This is a genomic window from Dyella sp. 2RAB6 (genome assembly GCF_052115385.1).
In the GTDB taxonomy this organism is placed as follows: Bacteria; Pseudomonadota; Gammaproteobacteria; order Xanthomonadales; family Rhodanobacteraceae; genus Dyella_D.
Window position 1 is genome coordinate 194760 of the sequence record NZ_JBFRGP010000003.1, and the last position, 19507, is coordinate 214266.

23 protein-coding genes and 1 tRNA gene are annotated in these 19507 nt (G+C 67.0%); 15 read left to right on the top strand and 9 right to left on the bottom strand.

Translation table 11 applies throughout. The features are described 5' to 3' along the window. The first annotated feature begins 5 nt into the window (after positions 1-5). From AB4083_RS06730 to AB4083_RS06750, 5 genes are read left to right on the top strand one after another with little or no spacing between them, the layout of a single operon-like run. On the top strand, positions 6-1103 hold the full coding sequence (locus tag AB4083_RS06730) for a dipeptide epimerase (protein ID WP_441607002.1): 1098 nt from the start codon (positions 6-8) through the stop codon (positions 1101-1103). A gap of 37 nt (positions 1104-1140) precedes the next feature. After that, on the top strand, positions 1141-1989 hold the full coding sequence (locus tag AB4083_RS06735; RefSeq protein WP_441607193.1) for a MurR/RpiR family transcriptional regulator: 849 nt from the start codon (positions 1141-1143) through the stop codon (positions 1987-1989). Between the two features lie 23 nt (positions 1990-2012). Then, positions 2013-2804, top strand: a complete 792-nt coding sequence (locus AB4083_RS06740) for a L,D-transpeptidase family protein (RefSeq protein WP_441607003.1) — start codon at positions 2013-2015, stop codon at positions 2802-2804. Next, positions 2801-4054 (top strand): dicarboxylate/amino acid:cation symporter, encoded by a 1254-nt coding sequence (locus tag AB4083_RS06745; RefSeq protein WP_441607004.1) that lies wholly within the window; start codon positions 2801-2803, stop codon positions 4052-4054. Before AB4083_RS06740 ends, AB4083_RS06745 begins: the two co-directional genes overlap by 4 nt. Beyond that, on the top strand, positions 4051-5178 hold the full coding sequence (locus AB4083_RS06750) for an NAD(P)/FAD-dependent oxidoreductase (protein ID WP_441607005.1): 1128 nt from the start codon (positions 4051-4053) through the stop codon (positions 5176-5178). The genes AB4083_RS06745 and AB4083_RS06750 overlap by 4 nt, the downstream gene beginning before the upstream one ends. Before the next feature lie 25 nt (positions 5179-5203). Here AB4083_RS06750 and AB4083_RS06755 read toward each other — a convergent pair whose 3' ends face one another. The 3 genes from AB4083_RS06755 to AB4083_RS06765 form a co-directional block, all read right to left on the bottom strand. Further along, a complete protein-coding gene (locus tag AB4083_RS06755; RefSeq protein WP_441607006.1) occupies positions 5204-5917 on the bottom strand; it encodes a hypothetical protein in 714 nt (237 codons plus the stop codon). 219 nt (positions 5918-6136) lie between these two features. Then, entirely contained in the window at positions 6137-7279 is a 1143-nt protein-coding gene (locus AB4083_RS06760; RefSeq protein WP_441607007.1) for an acyltransferase family protein, read from the bottom strand. Positions 7280-7373: 94 nt separating this feature from the next. After that, positions 7374-7619 (bottom strand): hypothetical protein, encoded by a 246-nt coding sequence (locus tag AB4083_RS06765; protein WP_441607008.1) that lies wholly within the window; start codon positions 7617-7619, stop codon positions 7374-7376. 266 nt (positions 7620-7885) lie between these two features. On the opposite strand from AB4083_RS06765, the gene AB4083_RS06770 reads away from it, so the two are divergent. The 5 genes from AB4083_RS06770 (at position 7886) to AB4083_RS06790 (ending at position 12198) form a co-directional block, all read left to right on the top strand. Next, entirely contained in the window at positions 7886-8482 is a 597-nt protein-coding gene (locus AB4083_RS06770; RefSeq protein WP_441607009.1) for an anthranilate synthase component II, read from the top strand. Then, entirely contained in the window at positions 8479-9534 is a 1056-nt protein-coding gene (trpD, locus tag AB4083_RS06775) for an anthranilate phosphoribosyltransferase (protein ID WP_441607010.1), read from the top strand. The genes AB4083_RS06770 and trpD overlap by 4 nt, the downstream gene beginning before the upstream one ends. A gap of 114 nt (positions 9535-9648) precedes the next feature. After that, positions 9649-10443: an indole-3-glycerol phosphate synthase TrpC gene (trpC, locus tag AB4083_RS06780; RefSeq protein ID WP_441607011.1), complete on the top strand. Its 795-nt coding sequence runs from the start codon at positions 9649-9651 to the stop codon at positions 10441-10443. A gap of 5 nt (positions 10444-10448) precedes the next feature. Continuing rightward, positions 10449-11153, top strand: a complete 705-nt coding sequence (locus AB4083_RS06785) for an HAD family hydrolase (RefSeq protein ID WP_441607012.1) — start codon at positions 10449-10451, stop codon at positions 11151-11153. A 40-nt stretch (positions 11154-11193) separates the two neighbouring features. Next, entirely contained in the window at positions 11194-12198 is a 1005-nt protein-coding gene (locus AB4083_RS06790) for a bifunctional helix-turn-helix transcriptional regulator/GNAT family N-acetyltransferase (RefSeq protein WP_441607013.1), read from the top strand. Positions 12199-12264: 66 nt separating this feature from the next. Here the strand turns inward: AB4083_RS06790 and crp are convergent, their stop codons facing one another. Beyond that, the gene (crp, locus tag AB4083_RS06795; protein WP_441607014.1) at positions 12265-12879 is read right to left on the bottom strand and encodes a cAMP-activated global transcriptional regulator CRP; all 615 of its coding nucleotides are present in this window, start codon (positions 12877-12879) and stop codon (positions 12265-12267) included. A 374-nt stretch (positions 12880-13253) separates the two neighbouring features. Here crp and speD point away from each other — a divergent pair, with 374 nt between their 5' ends. Beyond that, complete coding sequence (speD, locus tag AB4083_RS06800) at positions 13254-14039, top strand: adenosylmethionine decarboxylase (protein WP_026633844.1); 786 nt, start codon at positions 13254-13256, stop codon at positions 14037-14039. Positions 14040-14172: 133 nt separating this feature from the next. On the opposite strand, the gene coq7 is transcribed toward speD, so the two are convergent. Next, complete coding sequence (gene coq7 / locus AB4083_RS06805; protein WP_441607015.1) at positions 14173-14814, bottom strand: 2-polyprenyl-3-methyl-6-methoxy-1,4-benzoquinone monooxygenase; 642 nt, start codon at positions 14812-14814, stop codon at positions 14173-14175. 11 nt (positions 14815-14825) lie between these two features. Then, positions 14826-16028 (bottom strand): (Fe-S)-binding protein, encoded by a 1203-nt coding sequence (locus AB4083_RS06810; protein ID WP_441607016.1) that lies wholly within the window; start codon positions 16026-16028, stop codon positions 14826-14828. A gap of 130 nt (positions 16029-16158) precedes the next feature. On the opposite strand from AB4083_RS06810, the gene rplM reads away from it, so the two are divergent. The 4 genes from rplM (at position 16159) to AB4083_RS06830 (ending at position 17663) form a co-directional block, all read left to right on the top strand. After that, positions 16159-16587: a 50S ribosomal protein L13 gene (gene rplM / locus AB4083_RS06815; protein WP_441607017.1), complete on the top strand. Its 429-nt coding sequence runs from the start codon at positions 16159-16161 to the stop codon at positions 16585-16587. Between the two features lie 9 nt (positions 16588-16596). Beyond that, entirely contained in the window at positions 16597-16989 is a 393-nt protein-coding gene (gene rpsI, locus AB4083_RS06820) for a 30S ribosomal protein S9 (RefSeq protein WP_026633840.1), read from the top strand. Between the two features lie 69 nt (positions 16990-17058). Further along, a tRNA-Gln gene (locus AB4083_RS06825) sits at positions 17059-17132 on the top strand. A 252-nt stretch (positions 17133-17384) separates the two neighbouring features. Further along, positions 17385-17663: a hypothetical protein gene (locus AB4083_RS06830; protein ID WP_441607018.1), complete on the top strand. Its 279-nt coding sequence runs from the start codon at positions 17385-17387 to the stop codon at positions 17661-17663. Positions 17664-17707: 44 nt separating this feature from the next. Here the strand turns inward: AB4083_RS06830 and rpiA are convergent, their stop codons facing one another. From rpiA to AB4083_RS06845, 3 genes are read right to left on the bottom strand one after another with little or no spacing between them, the layout of a single operon-like run. Next, the gene (rpiA, locus tag AB4083_RS06835; RefSeq protein ID WP_441607019.1) at positions 17708-18343 is read right to left on the bottom strand and encodes a ribose-5-phosphate isomerase RpiA; all 636 of its coding nucleotides are present in this window, start codon (positions 18341-18343) and stop codon (positions 17708-17710) included. A 23-nt stretch (positions 18344-18366) separates the two neighbouring features. Further along, positions 18367-18819 (bottom strand): EVE domain-containing protein, encoded by a 453-nt coding sequence (locus AB4083_RS06840; protein ID WP_441607020.1) that lies wholly within the window; start codon positions 18817-18819, stop codon positions 18367-18369. Continuing rightward, positions 18816-19439 (bottom strand): 5-formyltetrahydrofolate cyclo-ligase, encoded by a 624-nt coding sequence (locus AB4083_RS06845; protein WP_441607021.1) that lies wholly within the window; start codon positions 19437-19439, stop codon positions 18816-18818. Before AB4083_RS06845 ends, AB4083_RS06840 begins: the two co-directional genes overlap by 4 nt. Between the last annotated feature and the right edge of the window lie 68 nt (positions 19440-19507).

Here is a 19507-nt window from a genome sequence, read left to right on the forward strand (position 1 = left end):
ATCTCATGAAAATCACCGATATCCAGTTCGGCATGCTGCGGGTGCCGCTGAAGACGCCCTTCAAGACGGCCTTGCGCACGGTGGAGCGCGTGGAGGACATCGTGGTGATGGTGCACACCGACACCGGCCACGTCGGCTTCGGCGAGGCGCCGGCCACCGCGGTGATCACCGGCGACACGCACGGTTCCATCGTCGACGCGATCCGCCACTACATCGCGCCGCGCGTGATCGGCCACGAAGTGGCGGACCTCAACCGGATCACCCAGCTGATCCAGGCCTCGATGGAGAAGAACACCAGCGCCAAGGCCGCGGTGGAGATCGCGGTGTACGACCTGTGGGGCCAGCTCTACGGTGCGCCGCTGTATCAGTTGCTGGGCGGCGGCGACCCGGTGATCACCACCGACATCACCATCAGCGTGGACTACATCGACAAGATGGTGGCCGACTCGATCAGCGCGGTGGAGCGCGGCTTCGAATCGCTGAAGATCAAGGTGGGCAAGGACATCGGCGTGGACATCGAACGCGTCAAGGCGATCTACGCCGCGGTGGAAGACCGCGCGCTGCTGCGCCTGGACGCCAACCAGGGCTGGACCGCCAAGCAGGCGGTGTACGCGCTGCAGACGCTGGAAGACGCCGGCGTGAAGCTGGAGCTGGTCGAGCAGCCGGTGAAGGCGCGCGACCTGGAAGGCATGCGCTATGTCACCGAACGCGTGCACACGCCGGTGATGGCCGACGAAAGCGTGTTCGGGCCGATGGAGGTGATCGAGCTGATCCGCCTGCGCGCGGCCGACATCATCAATATCAAGCTGATGAAGACCGGCGGCATTTCCAACGCGATCCGCATCGCCGATATCGCCGGCCTGCACGGCATCGACTGCATGATCGGCTGCATGCTCGAAAGCAGCATCAGCGTAGCCGCCGCGGTGCACGTGGCGGTGGCCAAGTCCGACGTGATCACCAAGGTGGACCTGGACGGGCCTTCGCTGTGCCAGTTCGACCCGGTGGATGGCGGCGTGAACTTCAACGAATCGGAAATCTCGATCAGCGACGCGCCGGGGCTTGGCATCCGCCAGATCCGCGGCTTAGAGCCGATCGATGGCTAGGAGCCCAAGCATGGCCTCGTCGCTGCCCGCATCGCCCATGTCACCGCTGGTGAAGATCCGCTCCGAGCGCGACCAGATGTCGGCGGTAGAGCGGCGCATCGCCGACTTCATCCTGGAGAACGCGCAGCTGCTGCGCGACTACTCCTCGCAGCAGTTGGCAAACGCGCTGGGGATCAGCCAGTCCAGCGTGGTGAAGTTCACCCAGAAGCTGGGCTTCAAGGGTTATCCGGACCTGAAGTATTCGGTCGGCGAGGCGATTGCCCGCGCCGACAACGGCGAAGCGGCGGTAGCCGCGCACGTGGTGGCCGGTGGCGAGCGCGAGCCGCTGGCAGCCAGCCTGTGGCGGCGCAAGTCGGAAGCGGAAGAGGCGACGCGGCTGATCAATCCGCCCGAAACGCTGCGCGCCGCGATCGAGGCCTTGGCGAAAGCCGGCAAGGTGTTCGTGATCGGCGTCGGCGAGGACGACATCTATTCGCGCGGGTTTGCGTTGAAGCTGTCCATGCTGGGCATTCCCACGGTGCAGAGCTTCGACGTGGCGCGGATGATGGCCAGCATTTCCTCCGGTGGCGCGGGCGATGTGCTGCTGATCTTCTCCGAGCACGGACACCATCCGGCGCTGTGCAAGATGGGCCGCCTGTTCCGCGAGCAGCGCGGCCGCCTGCTGACCGTGACGCGCCACACGTCCAATCCGTTGCGCGCACTGGCCGACCTGGCCCTGCTGGTGTCGGCACATGACGAGCAGCCGTACGTGCAATCGATCGTTTACCAGTCCGCCCTGCAGCATCTGCTCGACGGAATGTTTATCGATCTGTGCGAAGGCGACGAGCGCCGGCACGCGCAGCTGCTCACCAATCTGGAACGGCTCCAGCTGCTGCTGGAACCGTGACCGCCTATCGACATCGGGGCCGCATGATCCACGCTTTCCGTCGTTCTCCCTTGCGTTCGATCCTCGGCCTGGCGCTGCTTGCCCTGGCCGGCTGCGCTTCGTCACCCCGGCCGCACACTGATGCCGGCGCCTGGAAGGACGCACGCCAGCTGGTGCTGGTGGTGACCGACGGCTGGAACGTCGATCACGGCCGGATGCGTGCGTATGAGCGCCACGGCGATGCGTGGCAAGCGGTGGCGGACGCGGTGCCGGTCACCGTGGGCCGCGCCGGTGCCGCCTGGGGCGTGGGCCTGCATGCGCCGCGCACGGATGGCCCGGTGAAACATGAGGGCGACGGGCGCAGTGCGGCGGGCGTGTTCCGCATCGGCGAGGCGTTCGGCTATGCCGAGCATGCGGATACGGCGCTGGCCTATCGCGCCTTGACGGTGTCGGACTACTGCGTCGATGTGGACGGCTCGCCGCTCTACAACCGCATCGTCGATGCCAACCGCGAGGACCCGAAAGCGGTGGCCGGGTCGACCGAAGCGATGCGGCTGGACCTGCACGCGCAGGGCGACCAGCGCTACAAGCTGGGCTTCGTGATCGAGCACAACCCGCACGGCCAGCGTGGCGCCGGCTCCTGCATCTTCGCCCATCTGTGGCGCTCGCCCACCGACAACACAGCCGGCTGCACCGCGATGGACGAAGCGGCGATGCGCCGACTGCTCGGCTGGCTGAAGCCGGAGGAACACCCGGTATTCGCGCTGTTGCCGCGCGAGGCCTATACCAAGTTGCAACGCGACTGGGCGCTGCCCACGCCGGATCTCGCACCATGAGCCCGACTGCGCGGGTACTGGCCGGCCTCGCCGCCGGCGCGGCGCTGGGCCTGGCGCTGGATGCACTCCATCCGGCGCTCGCGGTGCGCGTCGCCGATGTCGCGCAACCGCTGGGCCGGCTCTGGCTCAACGCGCTGCAGATGACCGTGGTGCCGCTGGTGCTGGCGCTGATCGTGGTGGGCGTGAACACGGCCACCGACGCGGCGGCTTCCGGGCGCGTGGCGCGGCGCGCGATCGGGGTGTTTATCGTGATCCTGGTCGGCGGTGCGCTGTTGGCGGCCTTCGCTGCGCCATCGATCTTCGCGCTGTTTCAGCGCAGCCCCGTGCTCGCCGTGGCGCTGGGCAAGACCGTGGCGGGGCCGGCATCGGCGGTGGCGCCGATGGGCTGGGCCGACTGGTTCAACGGCATCGTGCCGAGCAACGCGATCATGGCTGCCGCGCAGAGCGCGATGCTGCCGACGGTGGTATTCGCGCTGTTCTTCGGTTTCGCGCTGACCCGCATCGAGCCGGCGCGGCGCACCTTGGTGGTGAATTTCTTCCAGGCCATCGCCGACACCATGATCGTGGTGGTGCGCTGGGTGCTGTGGGCCGCACCGGTCGGCGTGTTTGCGCTGATTCTCGCGGTCTGCGCGCGCGCCGGGCTGCATATGCTCGGCGCGCTGGGTATCTATGTGCTGGTCGAATGCCTGCTGTACCTGGCGGTGACGCTGCTGATGCTGCCGGTGGCGATGCTGTGGGGCGGCGAGCGCATGCGGCGTTTCGTCGCCGCGCTGGCGCCGCCGCAGGTGGTGGCGCTGAGCACGCAGTCGTCGCTGGCGTCGATGCCGGCGATGCTGGAAAGCGCGGGTGCGCGCTTGGGCTACCCGCAGCACGTCAATGCGCTGGTGCTGCCGATGGCGGTGAGCCTGTTCCGCCTGACCAGCCCGGTGCAGTACGTCACCTCGGCCTGTTTTATCGCGTGGGCCTTCGGTATCGAGCTGGACGCGGCGCAACTGGTGCTCGGTGCGCTGCTGGCGGTGGTGATCAGCCTGGGCTCGGTGGGTTTGCCGGGGCAGGTGAGCTTCATGGCGACCAACCTGCCGGTGGCGCAGGCGATGGGCGTGCCGGTCGGGCCGCTGGGCCTGATGCTGGCGGTGGACACGCTGCCGGATGCGCTGGCCACGCTGGGCAACGTCACCGCCGACCTCACCGCCACCAGCGTGGTGGCAAGGCAGTCGGCGGCGGATGCGACCGCGGCGGAGGGCGCATGAGCCGGCTGGTGGAACTCGATGCGGTGGTGATCGGCGCGGGCATGGCCGGCGCCTCGGTGGCGTATTTCCTCGCGCCGCATGCGCGGGTGGCGGTGCTGGAGCGCGAGGCGCATCCCGGCGTGCATGCCACCGGCCGCTCGGCGGCGCTGTTCTCCGAAACCTATGGCTCGCCGCAGGTGCGCGCGCTGACGCGGGCGACGCGGCCGTTCCTGGATCGTCCGCCGGAAGGGTTCGCGGCGCATCCGATCCTCACGCCGCGCGGCACCGTGATCATTGGCGATGCCGGCAAGGTGGATGCGGTGGTGGCGATGCACGATGCCATGTCAGCGCACACGTCCGATCTGAAGCTGCTGTCGCCTGACGAACTGCTCGCGATGGTGCCGGTGCTGCGCCCCGAGGCGGCACGCATCGGTTTGTACGAGCCGGGCGCCGCCGATATCGACGTCAACGAATTGCACCAGGGCTTTCTGCGCGGCTTGCGCGCACGCTGCGGGCAGTTGCGCACGAACGTGGAGATCGCGGCGATCGAACGCGGCCCCGGGCATTGGTATGTGGATGCGGGCGACACCGTGTATCGCGCACCGCTGGTGATCAATGCTGCGGGCGCCTGGGTGGACCAGGTGGCCAGCCTGGCTGGCGTGCGCCCGCTTGGGATCGAGCCGCGGCGCCGCTCGGCCTTTCTGTTCGAAGCGCCCGACGGATGGGCAACCGCACGCTGGCCATTCGTGATCGACGCCGACGAGAGCTTCTACTTCAAACCCGACGCCGGCCTGCTGCTCGGCTCCTCCGCCAACGCCGACCCCGTGCTGCCGCACGATGTGCAGCCGGAAGAACTCGACGTGGCCATGGGCATCTACCGCATCGAGGAAGCCACCACGCTCAGCATCCGTCGGCCGGTGCGCACTTGGGCGGGGTTGCGTTCCTTTGTGGCGGATGGCGATCTGGTGGGTGGCTTCGCGGTCGACGCGCCGGGGTTCTTCTGGGTGGCGGCGCAGGGTGGCTATGGCATTCAGACCAGTGCGGCGATGGGGGAGGCGTGTGCGAGCTTGGCGCTGGGGCAGTCGTTGCCGGGGCATTTGCAGGACGCCGGATTAAGTGCGGCGATGCTGGCGCCGAGGAGCTGATCCGCCCCGGTGAGCCGTGGAACGTTTATTTGCAGCGTTCGGTGACAAAGGCGGTTGCTTCGGACTGCAAGGCGAATACGCGTTGCGGTGCTATCCGCGCTTCGATTCGCGGCTGTACCGGGCTATGCGTGGACAGCAGCTTGTTCGTGATGACTTCGTACTTGTAGGCAGTTTCCGGATCGTCTCCATACATCAGCCCATCCGTCTTGCCAGCATGGAAGGCAATCATGCCGATGGCGTCGATATTGCACTCATTGGCGAGCGCTTCGAGATAGTGACGGGCGGTCGAAAGATAGGCTTCGGCCGCCTCCGGGTGTTCAAGTACATACGCGGAGCTGCCTAGCGCTTCCTCGGCGCCGGAGGACGCATAGATGTATCTGGCTGGAGCATATCCGTGACCGGCAGCCAGTCTTAGCCATGCGGCCCTGCCATCGAGTTGCTGCTGGCTGATGTCCTTGCAGGTGGCGGAATAGGTGCTGTTGTCATCGGCGAGCTTTGCGCTCGAGCAGGCGGCAAGACTCGCGTACAGCAAGGTGGCGGCATGGTCATCGCCGGCTTTGGCTTTGCCGACGAGGGTGTCCAGATGATCTTTCAGCAGCCCGGCAGGCGGTATGAAGGAATCGATATGCTTGATGCGATGAAAGGCCGGGTTGTCGCCCGGATCGGACGCCGCTATCGCACAGGCGGATACGCAGATGGTGATCAGTGCGGCGATCAGGCTCGCAAACGGCTTGCTCATTTCGTTCCCGGTCTCGATTCGAATTGGGAGGCCGGGTGAGATTCCTCGATCCTGCTGGGATCGCTAAGCATCAGTGTTGCATTTTCAGACAGCACCCAAGTTTGATTGCGGGACAATCTCAACGGTGGTGCCCGGGTTCGTCATCGGCAGACAAGCTGCCGCCGAATCAAGGTGGAGAGCAGGCCTTGCCAGGAGCTGAAGTCGAGACCGCGCATGGGGCTACGCTTCCTTGGTGGTCACCTGGCGATTTGCCCTAGCGGGCAGGGCGAACACGCGCGCGTGCAGTGCCAGCAGCCGGTCGCGCACGTTTACTGCCAGCCCGTCTTCGATATAGCGCCTGGAAACCGCGGCCACCAGCAGCGGCACCGGCACGATCAGGATCGCGTACGGCCAGGTCGTGGTCAGTTTCTCCTGTCCTGCCAGGATGAAGAGCTGGGTGATCACGCTGAACACGATGTAGTGCAGCAGGTATAGCGAGTAGGACAGGCCGCCGAGCCAGACCAGGAAGCGCGGCACGCGCGGCTCGGCGTTTTTATAGGTCAGCGCCATCACCGCGAACATCAGCATCAGCGGCGCGCCCCAGCGGATCGGGCCGTGGATCCAGTTCGGCGCGGTACGCCACGAGGTGGCGACGATCAGCGCGATGCAGGCCACGATCAGCGCGTCGGACAGCATCGAACGCGGGATGCTCAGCTTCGACTGGTACAGCAGGCCGATCAGCACGCCGGCCGCGAACTCCCACACCATCGGATTGGTGAGCTGGCCGGCCAGGGCGCTGCCGAGGTGGTAGTCGTTGCTGGCCAGCAGCGACACGTAGCCGGCTGCCAGCCACGGCGCCAGCACCAGGGTCAGGCCGAGCCACGTGCTGAAGGCGATCCAGCGCGCCGAGCCGAACAGGATCGACAGGCCGAAGATCACGTAGAAATAGAACTCGTAGTTGAGCGTCCAGCCGATCGCATACGGCAGGCCCAGGTAAGGCGGCTGGTGGGTCGACACCGGCAGGAAGCACAGGCTGCGCAGGATGTCCGCCAGCGGCGCGATCGGCTGCGCGGTCGCGGCGAGGAAGGCGATCCACAGCAGCACCGCCACCGCATACACCGGCCACACGCGGGCGAAGCGCTTGATCAGGAAGCTGCTGGCGTAGCGCAGCGAGCCGTCCGCGCTGCGCGTGGTGTAGACCATGATGAAGCCGCTGACCAGGAAGAACAGGTCCACTCCCTGCGCCGCGGGCATGATGTAGTGCTCGACGAACGGGCGCCATTCGGTATCCAGCAGATAGCGGCGTGCATGCGTCAGCACCACCAGCAGGGCGGCGATGCCGCGCAGGGCCTGGATCCAGTCCAGCTTGTGTCGTTCCGCCATGGTGCGCCCGGAGGGTCGAATCATCGGCGGATTTTAGACTTAAGGCTGTCTGAATCCACAATCGATTTCAGCGTATTCCGAAGCGGCGGCCGACCTATTCCTCCGGATCGAAGTTCAGCGCGAGGCGCAGGGCGATGGCGAGCGCGATGCCGGCGGCTATGCCGATGAGCACGGCGCCCGCCAGGTGGTTGGTGGCACAGGTCACGATCATCACGGCAACCAGCGCGACCGCACCGATGACCAGCCTTACCTGTTTCGGGCTGAGCCCGTGCTTTCCGGCGATTGAACGTTGCGCTTTCATCGTCGATGCCCCGACTGCCGCGAGGGCGCGGCTGATCACGGCTACATCTTGGCGCCGCGGCGGCGCGGCGCGGCCTAGGCGCAGGCCGAAATGGCGTCCGCGACACTGCATTTAGGACGGGAGGAGTACGTCGCGTCCGGATGGTCGCCGCGCCAGCTCGGGGCAGGCCTGCTGCCGCTGGCCAGATGGACGTCCAAGCGGAGCCGGGCGCGCTATCCTGTGCGCTCCCCCAGAGCCCGCCCGCGCGGGTGCGAAGTCCGGGCCGTGGCCCGTAACATGGCTAAATTCATAGGGTTGCAGCGCTGATGTTGCTGATGATCGACAACTACGACAGTTTCACCTTCAACCTCGTCCAGTACCTGGGCGAGCTGGGACAGGAGGTGAAGGTGGTGCGCAACGATGCGCTGGACGTGGCCGGCATCCGTGCGCTGCGGCCTGCGCACATCATGATCTCGCCCGGGCCGGGCACGCCGGACGATGCGGGCGTGTCGCTGGACGTGCTGCGGCAGCTGGCCGGGGAGATCCCGGTGTTCGGCGTGTGCCTGGGGCATCAGGCGATCGGGCAGGCCTTCGGCGGCAAGGTGATCCGCGCCAAGCAGATCATGCATGGCAAGACTTCGCCGGTGCGCCACCGCGGCCGCGGCGTGTTCGCCGGCCTGCCGGACCCGTTCGAGGCCACGCGCTACCACTCGCTGGTGGTCGAGCAGGGCTCGCTGCCGGAGTGCCTGGAAGTAACGGCGTGGACCGAGCATGCGGACGGCTCGCTCGACGAGATCATGGGCCTGCGCCACAAGACCCTGCCGATCGAAGGCGTGCAGTTCCATCCCGAATCGATCCTCACCCAGCATGGCCACGACCTGCTGCGCAACTTCCTCGGCCTGCCGCTGAAGCTCGCCGCATGAACGGTGGCGGGCGCAGCATCACCATCACCCCGCAGGAAGCGCTGCAGCGAACCATCGAGCACCGCGAGATCTTCCACGACGAGATGATCGAGCTGATGCGCCAGATCATGCGCGGCGAAGTCAGCCCGCTGATGACCGCGGCGATCATCACCGGCCTGCGCGTGAAGAAGGAAACCATCGGCGAGATCACCGGCGCGGCGCGCGTGATGCGCGAGCTGGCGGCGAAAGTCGAGGCCGAGCCGCATCCGCATTTCGTCGATATCGTCGGCACCGGCGGCGATGGTGCCTCCAGTTTCAATATCTCCACCGCGTCGATGTTCGTCGCCGCGGCGGCGGGCGCGCGCGTGGCCAAGCATGGCGGGCGCAGCGTGTCGTCCAAGTCGGGCAGCGCGGACGTGCTGGAGGCGCTGGGTGCGGCGATCGACCTGTCGCCGGCGCAGGTGGCGCAGTGCATGAGCGAGACCGATATCGGCTTCATGTTCGCGCCCAACCATCATCCGGCCATGAAAGTTGTTGCGCCGGTGCGCAAGGAAATGGGTGTGCGCACCTTGTTCAATATCCTGGGGCCGCTGACCAACCCGGCCGGCGCGCCGAACATCCTGATGGGCGTGTTCCATCCGGACCTGGTCGGCATCCAGGTCCGCGTGCTGCAGCAGCTGGGCGCGAAGCACGCCCTGGTGGTGTGGGGCCGCGACGGCATGGACGAGATCTCGCTGGGCGCGGCCACCCTGGTCGGCGAGCTGCGCTACGGCGAAGTGCGCGAGTACGAAGTGGAGCCGGAGGACTTCGGTCTGGCCATGGCCTCCAGCCGCAACCTGCGGGTGGACAACGCGGCCGAGTCGCGCGCCATGCTGCTGGAGGCGCTGGAAGGGCGCCGCGGCGTGCCGCACGATATCGTCTGCCTTAACGCCGGCGCGGCGCTGTACGCGGCCGACGTAGCGCCGTCGATCGGCGCCGGTGTCGAATTGGCGCGTGCGACCATTGCCAGCGGCGCGGCTCGTGCAAAAATGGACGCGTTCGTGACGACCACCCGCCGGCTCGCGGCAGCGTAGGCCGAACGCCCTAGGCGATCCGTCCGCGCGCGACGTAGGCTTGGCTTGTGTACCCTTGGGCCGCCGCGCACCGGCGCGTTTCCCCGACCCACGCTGACGCATCCAGGCCGACCCATGACCGACATCCTGCAACGCATCTTGACGCGCAAGACGGAGGAGATCGCCGAACGCAGCGCGCGCTTGCCGCTGGCGGAACTGAAGGCGCGCCTGGCCGATGCGGCCGAAACGCGTCCGTTCGCCGATGCCGTCGAGGCGAAGATCGAGGCCGACCTGGCCGCGGTGATCGCCGAGGTGAAAAAGGCCAGCCCCAGCAAGGGCGTGATCCGCGCCGACTTCGACCCCGCGTCGATCGCGCGCAGCTACGAGCGCGCCGGCGCGGCCTGCCTGTCGGTGCTGACCGACAAGGACTTCTTCCAGGGCAGCGAGGAATTCCTGCGCCAGGCGCGCGAGGCCTGCTCGCTGCCGGTGCTGCGCAAGGACTTCGTGATCCATCCGTACCAGGTGTATGAGGCGCGTGCGATCGGTGCGGACTGCATCCTGCTGATCGTCGCCGCGTTGGAGGATGCCGAGCTGGAGGATCTGTCGCTGCAGGCCGCCGAGCTGGACATGGACGTGCTGTGCGAAGTCCACGACGCCGAGGAACTGGAACGCGCCCAGGCGCTGCCGGTGCGGCTGATCGGAGTGAACAACCGCAACCTGCGCACCTTCGAGACCACGCTGGACACCTCGATCGAGTTGCGCGAGCTGATGGACTACAACCGGATCCTGGTCGCCGAATCGGGCATCCACACGCCGGAAGACGTCGAGCGCCTGCGCGACGCCGGCATCAATGCGTTCCTGGTCGGCGAGGCGTTCATGCGAGCGCAGGACCCGGGCGCGGAACTCCAGCGGCTGTTCGCAGCGCAGTAAGGCTTATGACGTTCACCGGGGAAACCTCCACCTCGCCGGAGACGGCGGGCGACGCGACCGCGCTGCCGCGCACCGTGCTGTTCGATTTCGACGGCGTGCTGTTCCACGGCGACAGCTTCCGGGTGTTCATCACCGAACGCTACGCGCGGGCGCCGCTGCGCAAGCTGCTGGCCTTCGCCAACCTGCCGTGGATGCTGCTGGTGTGGCCGCTGTCCTGGCGCACGGTGGTGCGCAGCCTGGTGCATATCGGCCTGCTCGGCGTCGGCGAGCGCCGCTATACGGCGGAGGCGCAGGCCTTTGCCGCGGTGCTGGTGCGCCGGCCCAGGCAGTTCTATCGCGACGGCCTGCAGGTGCTGCGCCGGCACCAGGCGGCCGGCGACCGGGTGATCGTGGTGACCGGCTGCGAGCGCACGCTGGCGCGCGGCATCCTCGACCAGCTGGGGCTGGAAGGGCTGGAGCTGCTCGCCTCGGAGTTCAAGCCCGGGCCGTTCGGCATGCGGGTGAAGTTCCACAACGTCGGGCGGCGCAAGCTGGAGCGGCTGACCGCGCACGGCGTGCGCGAGTGGCAGCTGGCCTACAGCGATTCGCTGGCCGATATCCCCATGCTCAAGGGCGCGGGCGAGGCGGTGCTGGTCAATGGCACGCCCCAGGTGTGCAAGCGGCTGGAGCGGGCGCTGGGCCGTTCGGTGACGCGGGTGGAGTGGTTCTGAGCGTCGGCGCGGGGTCTTGTGGACCCGCTTCCAGGTGATTATGTTAGCGCTTACATATCACCGCCAGGCCAGCACCATGTACCTCTCCACCCTCGCCGAGCTGGCGCTCGGCAGCCGCCTGAAGGCGCTCAGCGACCAGTTCTACGGCGCGGCCGACGAGGTCTACCGCGCCTGCGGCGCCTCGATCGAATCGCGCTGGTTCCCGGTGTTGCGCTATCTGTGGGAGAACGGCCCCGGCACGGTAGGTGAGGTGGCGGCGGCGATCGGCCAGACCCATTCGGCGGTCAGCCAGTTGGTCGACAAGCTGGACGGGGCCGGCATGGTCCGGCGCGAGCGCGACCCGCAGGACGGCCGCCGCAGCATCCTGGTGCTGACTGACGAGGCGCGCAAAGCGCTGGGCACGCTGGGGCCGATCTGGCAGGCGATCCGCCGCGGCGTCACCGCTTCGCTGGGCGAGGAGGGCGAGCGGCTGCTGGCGGCCCTGGCCGCCTGCGAGGAGGCGCTGAAGCAGCGCCCGATCGTGCCGGCGATCCTGGCCGAACACACCGCGCTGAGCGCGCAGCCGCTGGAAATCGTGCCCTACGAGCCGGCTCTGGCCGGCGATTTCTACCGGCTCAACGTGCAGTGGCTGCAGCGCTATTTCCGGGTGGAGGAGATCGACCGCCAGATGCTCAGCGACCCCGAGCGCTACGTGCTGGCCCCTGGCGGCACCGTACTGTTCGCGCGCATGGGCGGGCAGACCATCGGCACCTGCGCGCTGCTGCACGAGTCGCCGGGCGTGTACGAGCTGTCCAAGATGAGCGTGGACGAGAGCTTTCAGGGCCTGGGTGCCGGGCGCAAGCTGCTGGACGCGGCGATCGCCGAGTTCCACCGCCGCGGTGGCCGCGAGCTGTTCCTGGAATCCAACAGCAAGCTGCGCACCGCCCTGCGCATGTACGAGCAGGCGGGCTTCGAGCTGCAGCCGGCGATCCGTGCCGGCTCGCACTACGAGCGGGCGGACGTCTACATGGTCTACCGGGCTCCGGCGGCGCGCCTGGCCGGCTGAGCGGTTGCCGAAACGAACGAACCCGGCCTGGGCCGGGTTCGTCGGGATCGAACGGTGGCGGGGTGCTCAGCGCGTGCCGCGCACCACGATGGTCTTGCCGGCCACGTCGATCATGCGCTGCTCTTCCAACTGCTTGAGCACGCGGCCCACCATCTCGCGTGAGCAGCCCACGATACGGCTGACTTCCTGGCGGGAGATGCGGATCTGGGTGCCGTCCGGGTGGCTCATGGCGTCCGGCTCCTGGCACAGGTCCAGCAGGGTGCGGGAGATGCGGTTGGTCACGTCCATGAAAGCCATGCGGCTGACCTGGCGGGAGGTGCGCAGCAGGCGATGGGTGAGCTGGGAGCCGATCGCGAACAGGATCTTCGGGCACTCCTCGCGCAGCGGGCCTTCCATCAGGTGGAACAAGCGCTCGTAGCTGATTTCGGCCATTTCGCATGGGGTGCGGGTGCGCACCATGGACTCGCGCTGGGCCTGTTCCACGAACAGCCCCATCTCGCCGATGAACTGGCCGCGGCTGAGGTAGGCCAGGATCAGTTCGCGGCCCTGCTCGTCCTCGGTGCAGACCGCCAGCGAGCCGTCGACGATGTAATACAAGGTGTTGGCCGGGTCGCCCGGGCGGATGATCGCCGTCTTGCCGGGGTAGCGGCGACGGTGGCAGAGGGCCAGGAAGCGCTCCATGGACGCCGGGTCGGGCGCGAAGTTGGCGGGAGCCTGGGAGCGTTCAAAAGCTTGTTGGAGTTGATATTTGAGTTGCGCCACGATCTGTCCCAGCTTGGAGGGCGGCAGCCACCGGGCCCCGGAGGGCGGCAGCTGGACTACGGTTCGTTCTTCTGATGACCCCGCGGCATTATGGCAAACCAGCGCAGCCTGCCAAGGTTCAGTTCCGCCTTATTTTGTCGCATACTTCACGGTCCTTCGGTCACGGCGTTGTCGCCGGCCGGTCATAAGGGTCGCGGAGGCTTACGTCTTCGCGCCGTTTTTCTTTTCTTGCGGGGACCCTTGTCGCTAACCCGCCTCTGCTGCTGGCCGCCCCCCGGCCATGGAGAGTCGCCGTGGTGAAACCCCTCCCGCGCCTGCGTCTGCAGGGCTTCAACAACCTTACCAAAGCCCTGAGCTTCAATATCTACGATATCTGCTATGCAGTGTCGGAAGAACAGCGCCAGCGCTACATCGAGTACATCGACGAGCAGTACGACGCCGACCGCCTGACCCAGATCCTCACGGACGTGGCGGAGATCATCGGCGCCAACATCCTCAACATCGCCCGCCAGGACTACGACCCGCAGGGCGCGTCGGTGACCATCCTCATCTCCGAGGAGCCGGTGGTGGAGAAGCTCGGCCGCGACACGATTTCCGGTGCCGTGGTGGCGCACATGGACAAGAGCCACATCACCGTCCATACCTATCCGGAAACGCATCCGCACAACGGCATCGCGACCTTCCGTGCGGATATCGACGTGGCCACCTGCGGCGTGATCTCCCCGCTGAAGGCGTTGAACTACCTGATCGACAGCTTCGAGTCGGACATCGTGATCGCCGACTACCGCGTGCGCGGCTTCACCCGCGACGTGAAGGGCAAGAAGCACTTCATCGACCACAAGATCAACTCGGTGCAGGACTACCTGGCCAAGCACATCCGCCAGAAGTACGAGATGTTCGACGTCAACGTGTATCAGGAAAACATGTTCCACACGAAGATGCACATCAAGGACTTCGATCTGGATACCTATCTGTTCGAGGCCCATGCGGACGACCTCTCCTTCAAGGAACGCCAGCGCATCGAGTCGCTGCTGCGGCGGGAGATCGAAGAGCTGTTCCACGGGCGCAACCTGATGTGACGCACACGAAAAACCCGCCGGAAGGCGGGTTTTTCTTGAGGGGATGACACCCGCCGGAAGGCGGGTTTTTCTTGAGGGGATGACACCCGCCGGAAGGCGGGTTTTTTTCTTGAGGGCGCCGAGGTGGCTGCGGTCAGATCCGGTACGCCACCTTCTTCATCACCATCGAGCTGAGCTGCATCAGGCCCGGGATCGGGAACGGCAGTTCGATGCCGCCGCGCTCCTTCGCGTTCTCGGCGTGGCGCACTTCGTCCTCCTGCATCCGCGCGAGCACGGCGCGCGAGCGCTGGTCCTGCTCTGGCAGCGTCTGCAGGTGTTCTTCCAGATGGGCCTCGACCTGGCGCTCGGTCTCCACCACGAAGCCCAGGCTCACCGGATCGCCCGCCAGCGCAGCCACCGCGCCGATCGCATAGCTGCCGGCGTACCACAGCGGATTGAGCAGGCTGGGGCGGCTGTCCAGTTCCTTCAGGCGCTCGGCGCACCAGGCGAGGTGGTCGGTTTCCTCGGCGGCCGCGTGCAGCAGGTGCTCGCGGTTGGCCTCGCTGCGGGCCAGTGCGGCCTGGCCGTCGTAGAGCGCCTGCGCGCAGACCTCGCCGGTGTGGTTGATGCGCATCAGGCCGGCGGCGTGGCGGCGTTCGGTATCGTCCAGCTCGGCCTCGTCGATGCCGGCGGAGGGCGAGGGGCGTGCGGCTTCGGGGTTGCCGGCGACCGTTTCGAGGGCGCGCTCCAGGCCGACCAGCAGGCGGTCGAGCGGCGACAGGGTGCGGACATTCATGGCGGCCTCCATCAGGGTTCCAGTTGCTGCGCCAGCAATACCAGCGGGTGCTGGTGCGGCCAGTGGTGATCATGCTGCATGCCTGCGGCCAGATGCAGGCGACAGCCGATATTGGACGACAACAGCCGTTGCGGCGCCAAGGCGGCGACCTGTCGCAGGGTGTCGTCGCGCAACCGCGCGGCACGCTCGGGGAATTCGAGCATGTGGGTGCCGGCGGCGCCGCAGCAGTGCGGTGGCTTGGGCAGCGCGGCGACGTCCAGTTCGGGTACGCGCCGCAGCAGGCGCAGCAGTGCGTCGTCGCTGCGGGCGACGTTGCTTTGCGTGCAGGGCAGATGCACGGCGACGCGTGTGGCCAGCGGGCGGAACGACAGGCGCTCTGCGCGCGCGGCAAGCAGCGCGATCGGATCGGCCACGCGCACGCCGGGCAGGGCGTGGCGCAGCGTGCCGATGCAGCCGGGGGTGATCGTCACCAGATGAGCTGCCTTGGCGCTTTGCCAGGCGGCGCCGACCTGCGTCGCTGCCTGTTCGGCCTTCGCCGTGTCGCCGCCGTGCAGATCCATCGCCCCGCAGCAGAACGCGGGAAGTTCGACGACGCGATAGCCGGCGGCGCGCAGCAGTGCGAGCGCGGCGCGTTGCGCATCGGCATCTTCGACGCTGGCGATGCAACCGGGGAACAGGGCGACGGTGTCGGTGTCCGGCGTTTCAGCCGATGCGGGTTGCGCGACATAGGGCGCCGGCAGCGGGTTCGCTGGCCACAAGGCGAGGGCGCTGCGCCATGCCGACTGCGCGGGCAGGCATGTCGCCAGCAGCGATTTCCAGCGCGTGAAGCCCACTCGGCCCAGCACCCGTCGCAGCCGTCGCCAGCGCGCCGGATCGCGGACCAGTCCGATTTCCCGCTCCGGACGCCTCGGCGCAGGCCCGAGCAAGGCGCGCGTTTCCACCAGCAGCTCGCCATAGCGCACATGGGCCGGGCACACCTGCTCGCAGCCCATGCAGCCCAGGCAGTGGTCCAGGTGTTCGCGCAGCTCCGCGGTCGGCGCGACCTGTCCCCGCGCCAGCGCCGCGGCGATGGCGATGCGCCCGCGCGGCGATTCGGCCTCGTTGCGATCCAGCGCATAGGTGGGGCAGACGGGCAGGCACAGGCCGCACTGCACGCACTGGTCGGCCAGTGCGGCGATACGTGTAGGGGGCTTTTCTTCGGACCGGTTCATCATGCTATTATTGCCAGCTCGCAGCCCGCCGACGGTGGGCTTGCGCGATCGATGCAAGCTCCGCTATCATCTCGCGCCTTTGCACCGCCGATTATGCCAACCGCCCATGTGGCGGCAGACTAGGTATTCCGAAATGAAAACGTTCAGCGCCAAGCCGGAAAGCGTCAAGCGCGATTGGTTCGTGATTGACGCGACTGACAAGACGCTCGGTCGCCTCTCGACCGAGATCGCTCGTCGTCTGCGCGGCAAGCACAAGCCGGAGTTCACCCCGCACGTCGATACCGGCGACTACATCGTCGTGATCAACGCCGAGAAGGTGCACGTCACCGGCGCGAAGCTGGACGACAAGATGTACCACCGTTTCACCGGCTACGTCGGCAACCTGAAGACCACCAGTCTGAAGGACATGCTGGCGACCCATCCCGAGCGCGTCATCGAGATCGCCGTGAAGGGCATGCTGCCGAAGAACCCGCTGGGCCGTGCCATGTACCGCAAGCTCAAGGTCTACGGCGGCGCCGAACATCCGCATACCGCACAGCAGCCGCAGGCGCTGGAACTCTAAGGAATCATCATGGCGATCCAGCAGAATTACGGCACCGGCCGCCGCAAGACCTCCGCCGCTCGCGTGTTCCTGCGCAAGGGCAAGGGCGACATCGTGGTCAACGGCAAGCCGCTCGATCAGTTCTTCGGTCGTGAGACCTCGCGCATGATCGTGCGTCAGCCGCTCGAACTGATCGAGGCCACCGACAAGTTCGACGTCCTCGTGACCGTCGCCGGCGGCGGCATCACCGGCCAGGCCGGTGCGATCCGTCTCGGCATCGCCCGCGCACTGATCGAATACGACGAAAGCCTGAAGAGCCAGCTGCGCAAGGCCGGCTTCGTGACGCGCGACGCCCGTGAGGTCGAGCGTAAGAAGGTCGGTCTGCACAAGGCCCGTCGCGCTACCCAGTTCTCGAAGCGCTAATTCCCTTTCGGGGTTTCGTTTCAACGATGCAGCGCATGCAGGTCAGAGCGCGCCGCATCGGTAGAATGTTGGGAGATCGTCTAACGGTAGGACAACGGACTCTGACTCCGTTTATCTAGGTTCGAATCCTAGTCTCCCAGCCAAGTACGGAAAGCCCCTGGTGACCCCAGGGGCTTTTCTTTTGCGCGTCTGCCGTGCGAATTCCGCCGCTGCATGCGGCTTCGGCAACCCTCCTATAAGCCGCCGATCGACGGCCGCCCACCGTGATGCCGCGCACATCTGCGTCAGCCTGGCTTCGTCACTACGGCCTATCGCCCCTGGCTAGCTGCCGCGTGCAGGTGCCGGGCGTAGCTTGGCTCGCCGATCCCGCGCATCGGGCGCGAAAGGAGGCGAACATGGCTACGCAAAAGAGGCAGGCCCTGACGCTGGAGGGGCTGGTGGAGAAATACGGTGTTGCCGCGCTCGCGGCGCTGCGCAATCCGGCGCTATGGGATGTGATCGTGCCGATGGGCGGGCCGACCAGGAACGGTGCGCTCAGCGCCACCGCGAAAAAGCAGTTGCAGAGCGAGTTGAATGCCGTCTACGGCGCGCTGCTCAACAATGCGAAGGCTGGCGATGCGGTGTCCGGCGCATTCGCCGCGCATGTGGCCATCAGCAAGGCGGCGATCCACTGAAAGCGAAGCCGCGTCCGCCGGTGCGGGCGCGGCTCGCCGCAGGCTTACATCTCGCGGTCGCCGATCAGCACCACGTCCGCCGCGCGCTGCGCGAACAGGCCGACGGTGACGATGCCGGGGATCTGGTTCAAGTCCTTCTCCAGCGTCACCGGATCGGCGATCTGCCAGCCGTGCACGTCGATCACCCAGTTACCGTTGTCGGTAACCACGCCGTCGCGCCACACCGGGTTGCCGCCGCGCTTGACGATCTCGCGGCCGACCAGGCTGCGCGCCATCGGGATCACTTCGATCGGCAGCGGGAACTTGCCCAGCAGCTCCACGCGCTTGCTGGAATCGATGATGCACACGAACTTGGCGCTGGCCGCGGCGATGATCTTCTCGCGCGTCAGCGCAGCGCCGCCGCCCTTGATCAGGCGCTTGTACGGATCGCATTCGTCGGCGCCGTCGACGTAGATCGACAGCGGGCCGGTGGCGTTGAGCTCGAGCACCGGAATACCGAGGCGCTTGAGCTGCGCGGTCGACTGCTCGGAACTGGACACCGCGCCCTGGATGCGATCCTTCAGGTCGGCCAGCGCGTCGATGAAGAACGCCACGGTGGAACCGGTGCCGACGCCGACGATGCCGCCATCTTCGACGTAGCGGATGGCGGCTTCGCCCGCCAGGCGTTTTTCGTTGCTCATGGTGCAGTCCAGAGAGTGGGGAATTATTCGAGCGTGAGGATATGGCGCCACTCAGCGGCAGCCACCGGCATCACCGACAGGCGGTTGCCCTTGCGCACCAGCGGCATCTCGACCAGGGCGGGGTCGGCCTGCAGTTCCTTCAGCGAGAGGGTGCGCTTGAGTTTCTTCACGAACTTCACCTCGACCAGGATCCAGCGCGGGTTATCGCGCGAGCTGGCGGCATCGAAGTAGTGGCTCTTGGGGTCGAACTGGGTCGGGTCCGGATAGGCCTCGGTGACCACTTCGGCCACGCCCACGATGCCCGGCTCGGCGCAGTTGGAGTGGTAGAAGAACACCTTGTCGCCCTTGCGCATGCCGTCGCGCATGTAATTGCGCGCCTGGTAGTTGCGCACGCCGTCCCAGGCCTCCTTGCCCTTGCGCTTGAGGTCGTCGATGGAAAAGGTGTCCGGCTCGGACTTCATCAGCCAGTGGTTCATGCGTGGGTGTCTCCGTTGCCCGCCGCGTCGGCGTGGCAATCGATCAGTTCCTGGTCGGTGGCGATGTAATCCAGTTGCACGTCCCAGGCGGCTGCTTCGATCGCCGGCAGTTCCTGGAAGGCATAGCCGATGCCGACCAGCAGGGGCTCGGTCGGGCGGGCCTGGTCCTGCAGGAAGGCGAAGCCACGGTCGTAATAGCCGCCGCCGTAGCCCAGGCGGTGGCCGCGGCGGTCGAAGCCGAGCAAGGGCAGCAGCACGAGATCGAGCTGGAACGGCTCGAACAGCTCGGTCGGGTCGACCGGTTCGGGGATGCCGTAGCGGTTCGGCTGCACGTCCTGGCCGGCGCTCCAGGGCGCGAAGCGCAGGCGCTTGCCGGGGCCGATCACCGGCAGCATGAACTGCTGCCCGCGGGTGGCCAGGGGCGGAATCGCCAGGTTCAGCGGCAGCTCGCCGTTGGTTGCCCAATAGCCGGCGACGCGGATGTCGGTGTGGTATTCGGGCAGCAGCTCCAGGCTGCGGCGCAGCCCCTGGGCGGCGGCCATGCGCTGGGGCGGGGAGAGCTCCCGGCGGCGTTCGGCCAGCCGCTGGCGTAGCTCGCGGCGCTGGGCGGTGGCGTCCACGTCTGAGGTCTCCTCAAGAGAACGCCCGCAGCGCAAGCGCTGCGGGCGGTTTCCGCGGGCCCGGCCGA

Excerpts from the sequence above, each read along its gene's own strand:
- AB4083_RS06730 (WP_441607002.1), top strand. The coding sequence starts at position 6 with ATGAAAATCACCGATATCCAGTTCGGCATGCTGCGGGTGCCGCTGAAG.
- AB4083_RS06735 (WP_441607193.1), top strand. The coding sequence starts at position 1,141 with ATGTCACCGCTGGTGAAGATCCGCTCCGAGCGCGACCAGATGTCGGCG.
- AB4083_RS06740 (WP_441607003.1), top strand. The coding sequence starts at position 2,013 with ATGATCCACGCTTTCCGTCGTTCTCCCTTGCGTTCGATCCTCGGCCTG.
- AB4083_RS06745 (WP_441607004.1), top strand. The coding sequence starts at position 2,801 with ATGAGCCCGACTGCGCGGGTACTGGCCGGCCTCGCCGCCGGCGCGGCG.
- AB4083_RS06750 (WP_441607005.1), top strand. The coding sequence starts at position 4,051 with ATGAGCCGGCTGGTGGAACTCGATGCGGTGGTGATCGGCGCGGGCATG.
- AB4083_RS06755 (WP_441607006.1), bottom strand. The coding sequence starts at position 5,917 with ATGAGCAAGCCGTTTGCGAGCCTGATCGCCGCACTGATCACCATCTGC.
- AB4083_RS06760 (WP_441607007.1), bottom strand. The coding sequence starts at position 7,279 with ATGGCGGAACGACACAAGCTGGACTGGATCCAGGCCCTGCGCGGCATC.
- AB4083_RS06770 (WP_441607009.1), top strand. The coding sequence starts at position 7,886 with ATGTTGCTGATGATCGACAACTACGACAGTTTCACCTTCAACCTCGTC.
- trpD (WP_441607010.1), top strand. The coding sequence starts at position 8,479 with ATGAACGGTGGCGGGCGCAGCATCACCATCACCCCGCAGGAAGCGCTG.
- trpC (WP_441607011.1), top strand. The coding sequence starts at position 9,649 with ATGACCGACATCCTGCAACGCATCTTGACGCGCAAGACGGAGGAGATC.
- AB4083_RS06785 (WP_441607012.1), top strand. The coding sequence starts at position 10,449 with ATGACGTTCACCGGGGAAACCTCCACCTCGCCGGAGACGGCGGGCGAC.
- AB4083_RS06790 (WP_441607013.1), top strand. The coding sequence starts at position 11,194 with ATGTTAGCGCTTACATATCACCGCCAGGCCAGCACCATGTACCTCTCC.
- crp (WP_441607014.1), bottom strand. The coding sequence starts at position 12,879 with ATGGAGCGCTTCCTGGCCCTCTGCCACCGTCGCCGCTACCCCGGCAAG.
- coq7 (WP_441607015.1), bottom strand. The coding sequence starts at position 14,814 with ATGAATGTCCGCACCCTGTCGCCGCTCGACCGCCTGCTGGTCGGCCTG.
- AB4083_RS06810 (WP_441607016.1), bottom strand. The coding sequence starts at position 16,028 with ATGATGAACCGGTCCGAAGAAAAGCCCCCTACACGTATCGCCGCACTG.
- rplM (WP_441607017.1), top strand. The coding sequence starts at position 16,159 with ATGAAAACGTTCAGCGCCAAGCCGGAAAGCGTCAAGCGCGATTGGTTC.
- rpsI (WP_026633840.1), top strand. The coding sequence starts at position 16,597 with ATGGCGATCCAGCAGAATTACGGCACCGGCCGCCGCAAGACCTCCGCC.
- AB4083_RS06830 (WP_441607018.1), top strand. The coding sequence starts at position 17,385 with ATGGCTACGCAAAAGAGGCAGGCCCTGACGCTGGAGGGGCTGGTGGAG.
- rpiA (WP_441607019.1), bottom strand. The coding sequence starts at position 18,343 with ATGAGCAACGAAAAACGCCTGGCGGGCGAAGCCGCCATCCGCTACGTC.
- AB4083_RS06840 (WP_441607020.1), bottom strand. The coding sequence starts at position 18,819 with ATGAACCACTGGCTGATGAAGTCCGAGCCGGACACCTTTTCCATCGAC.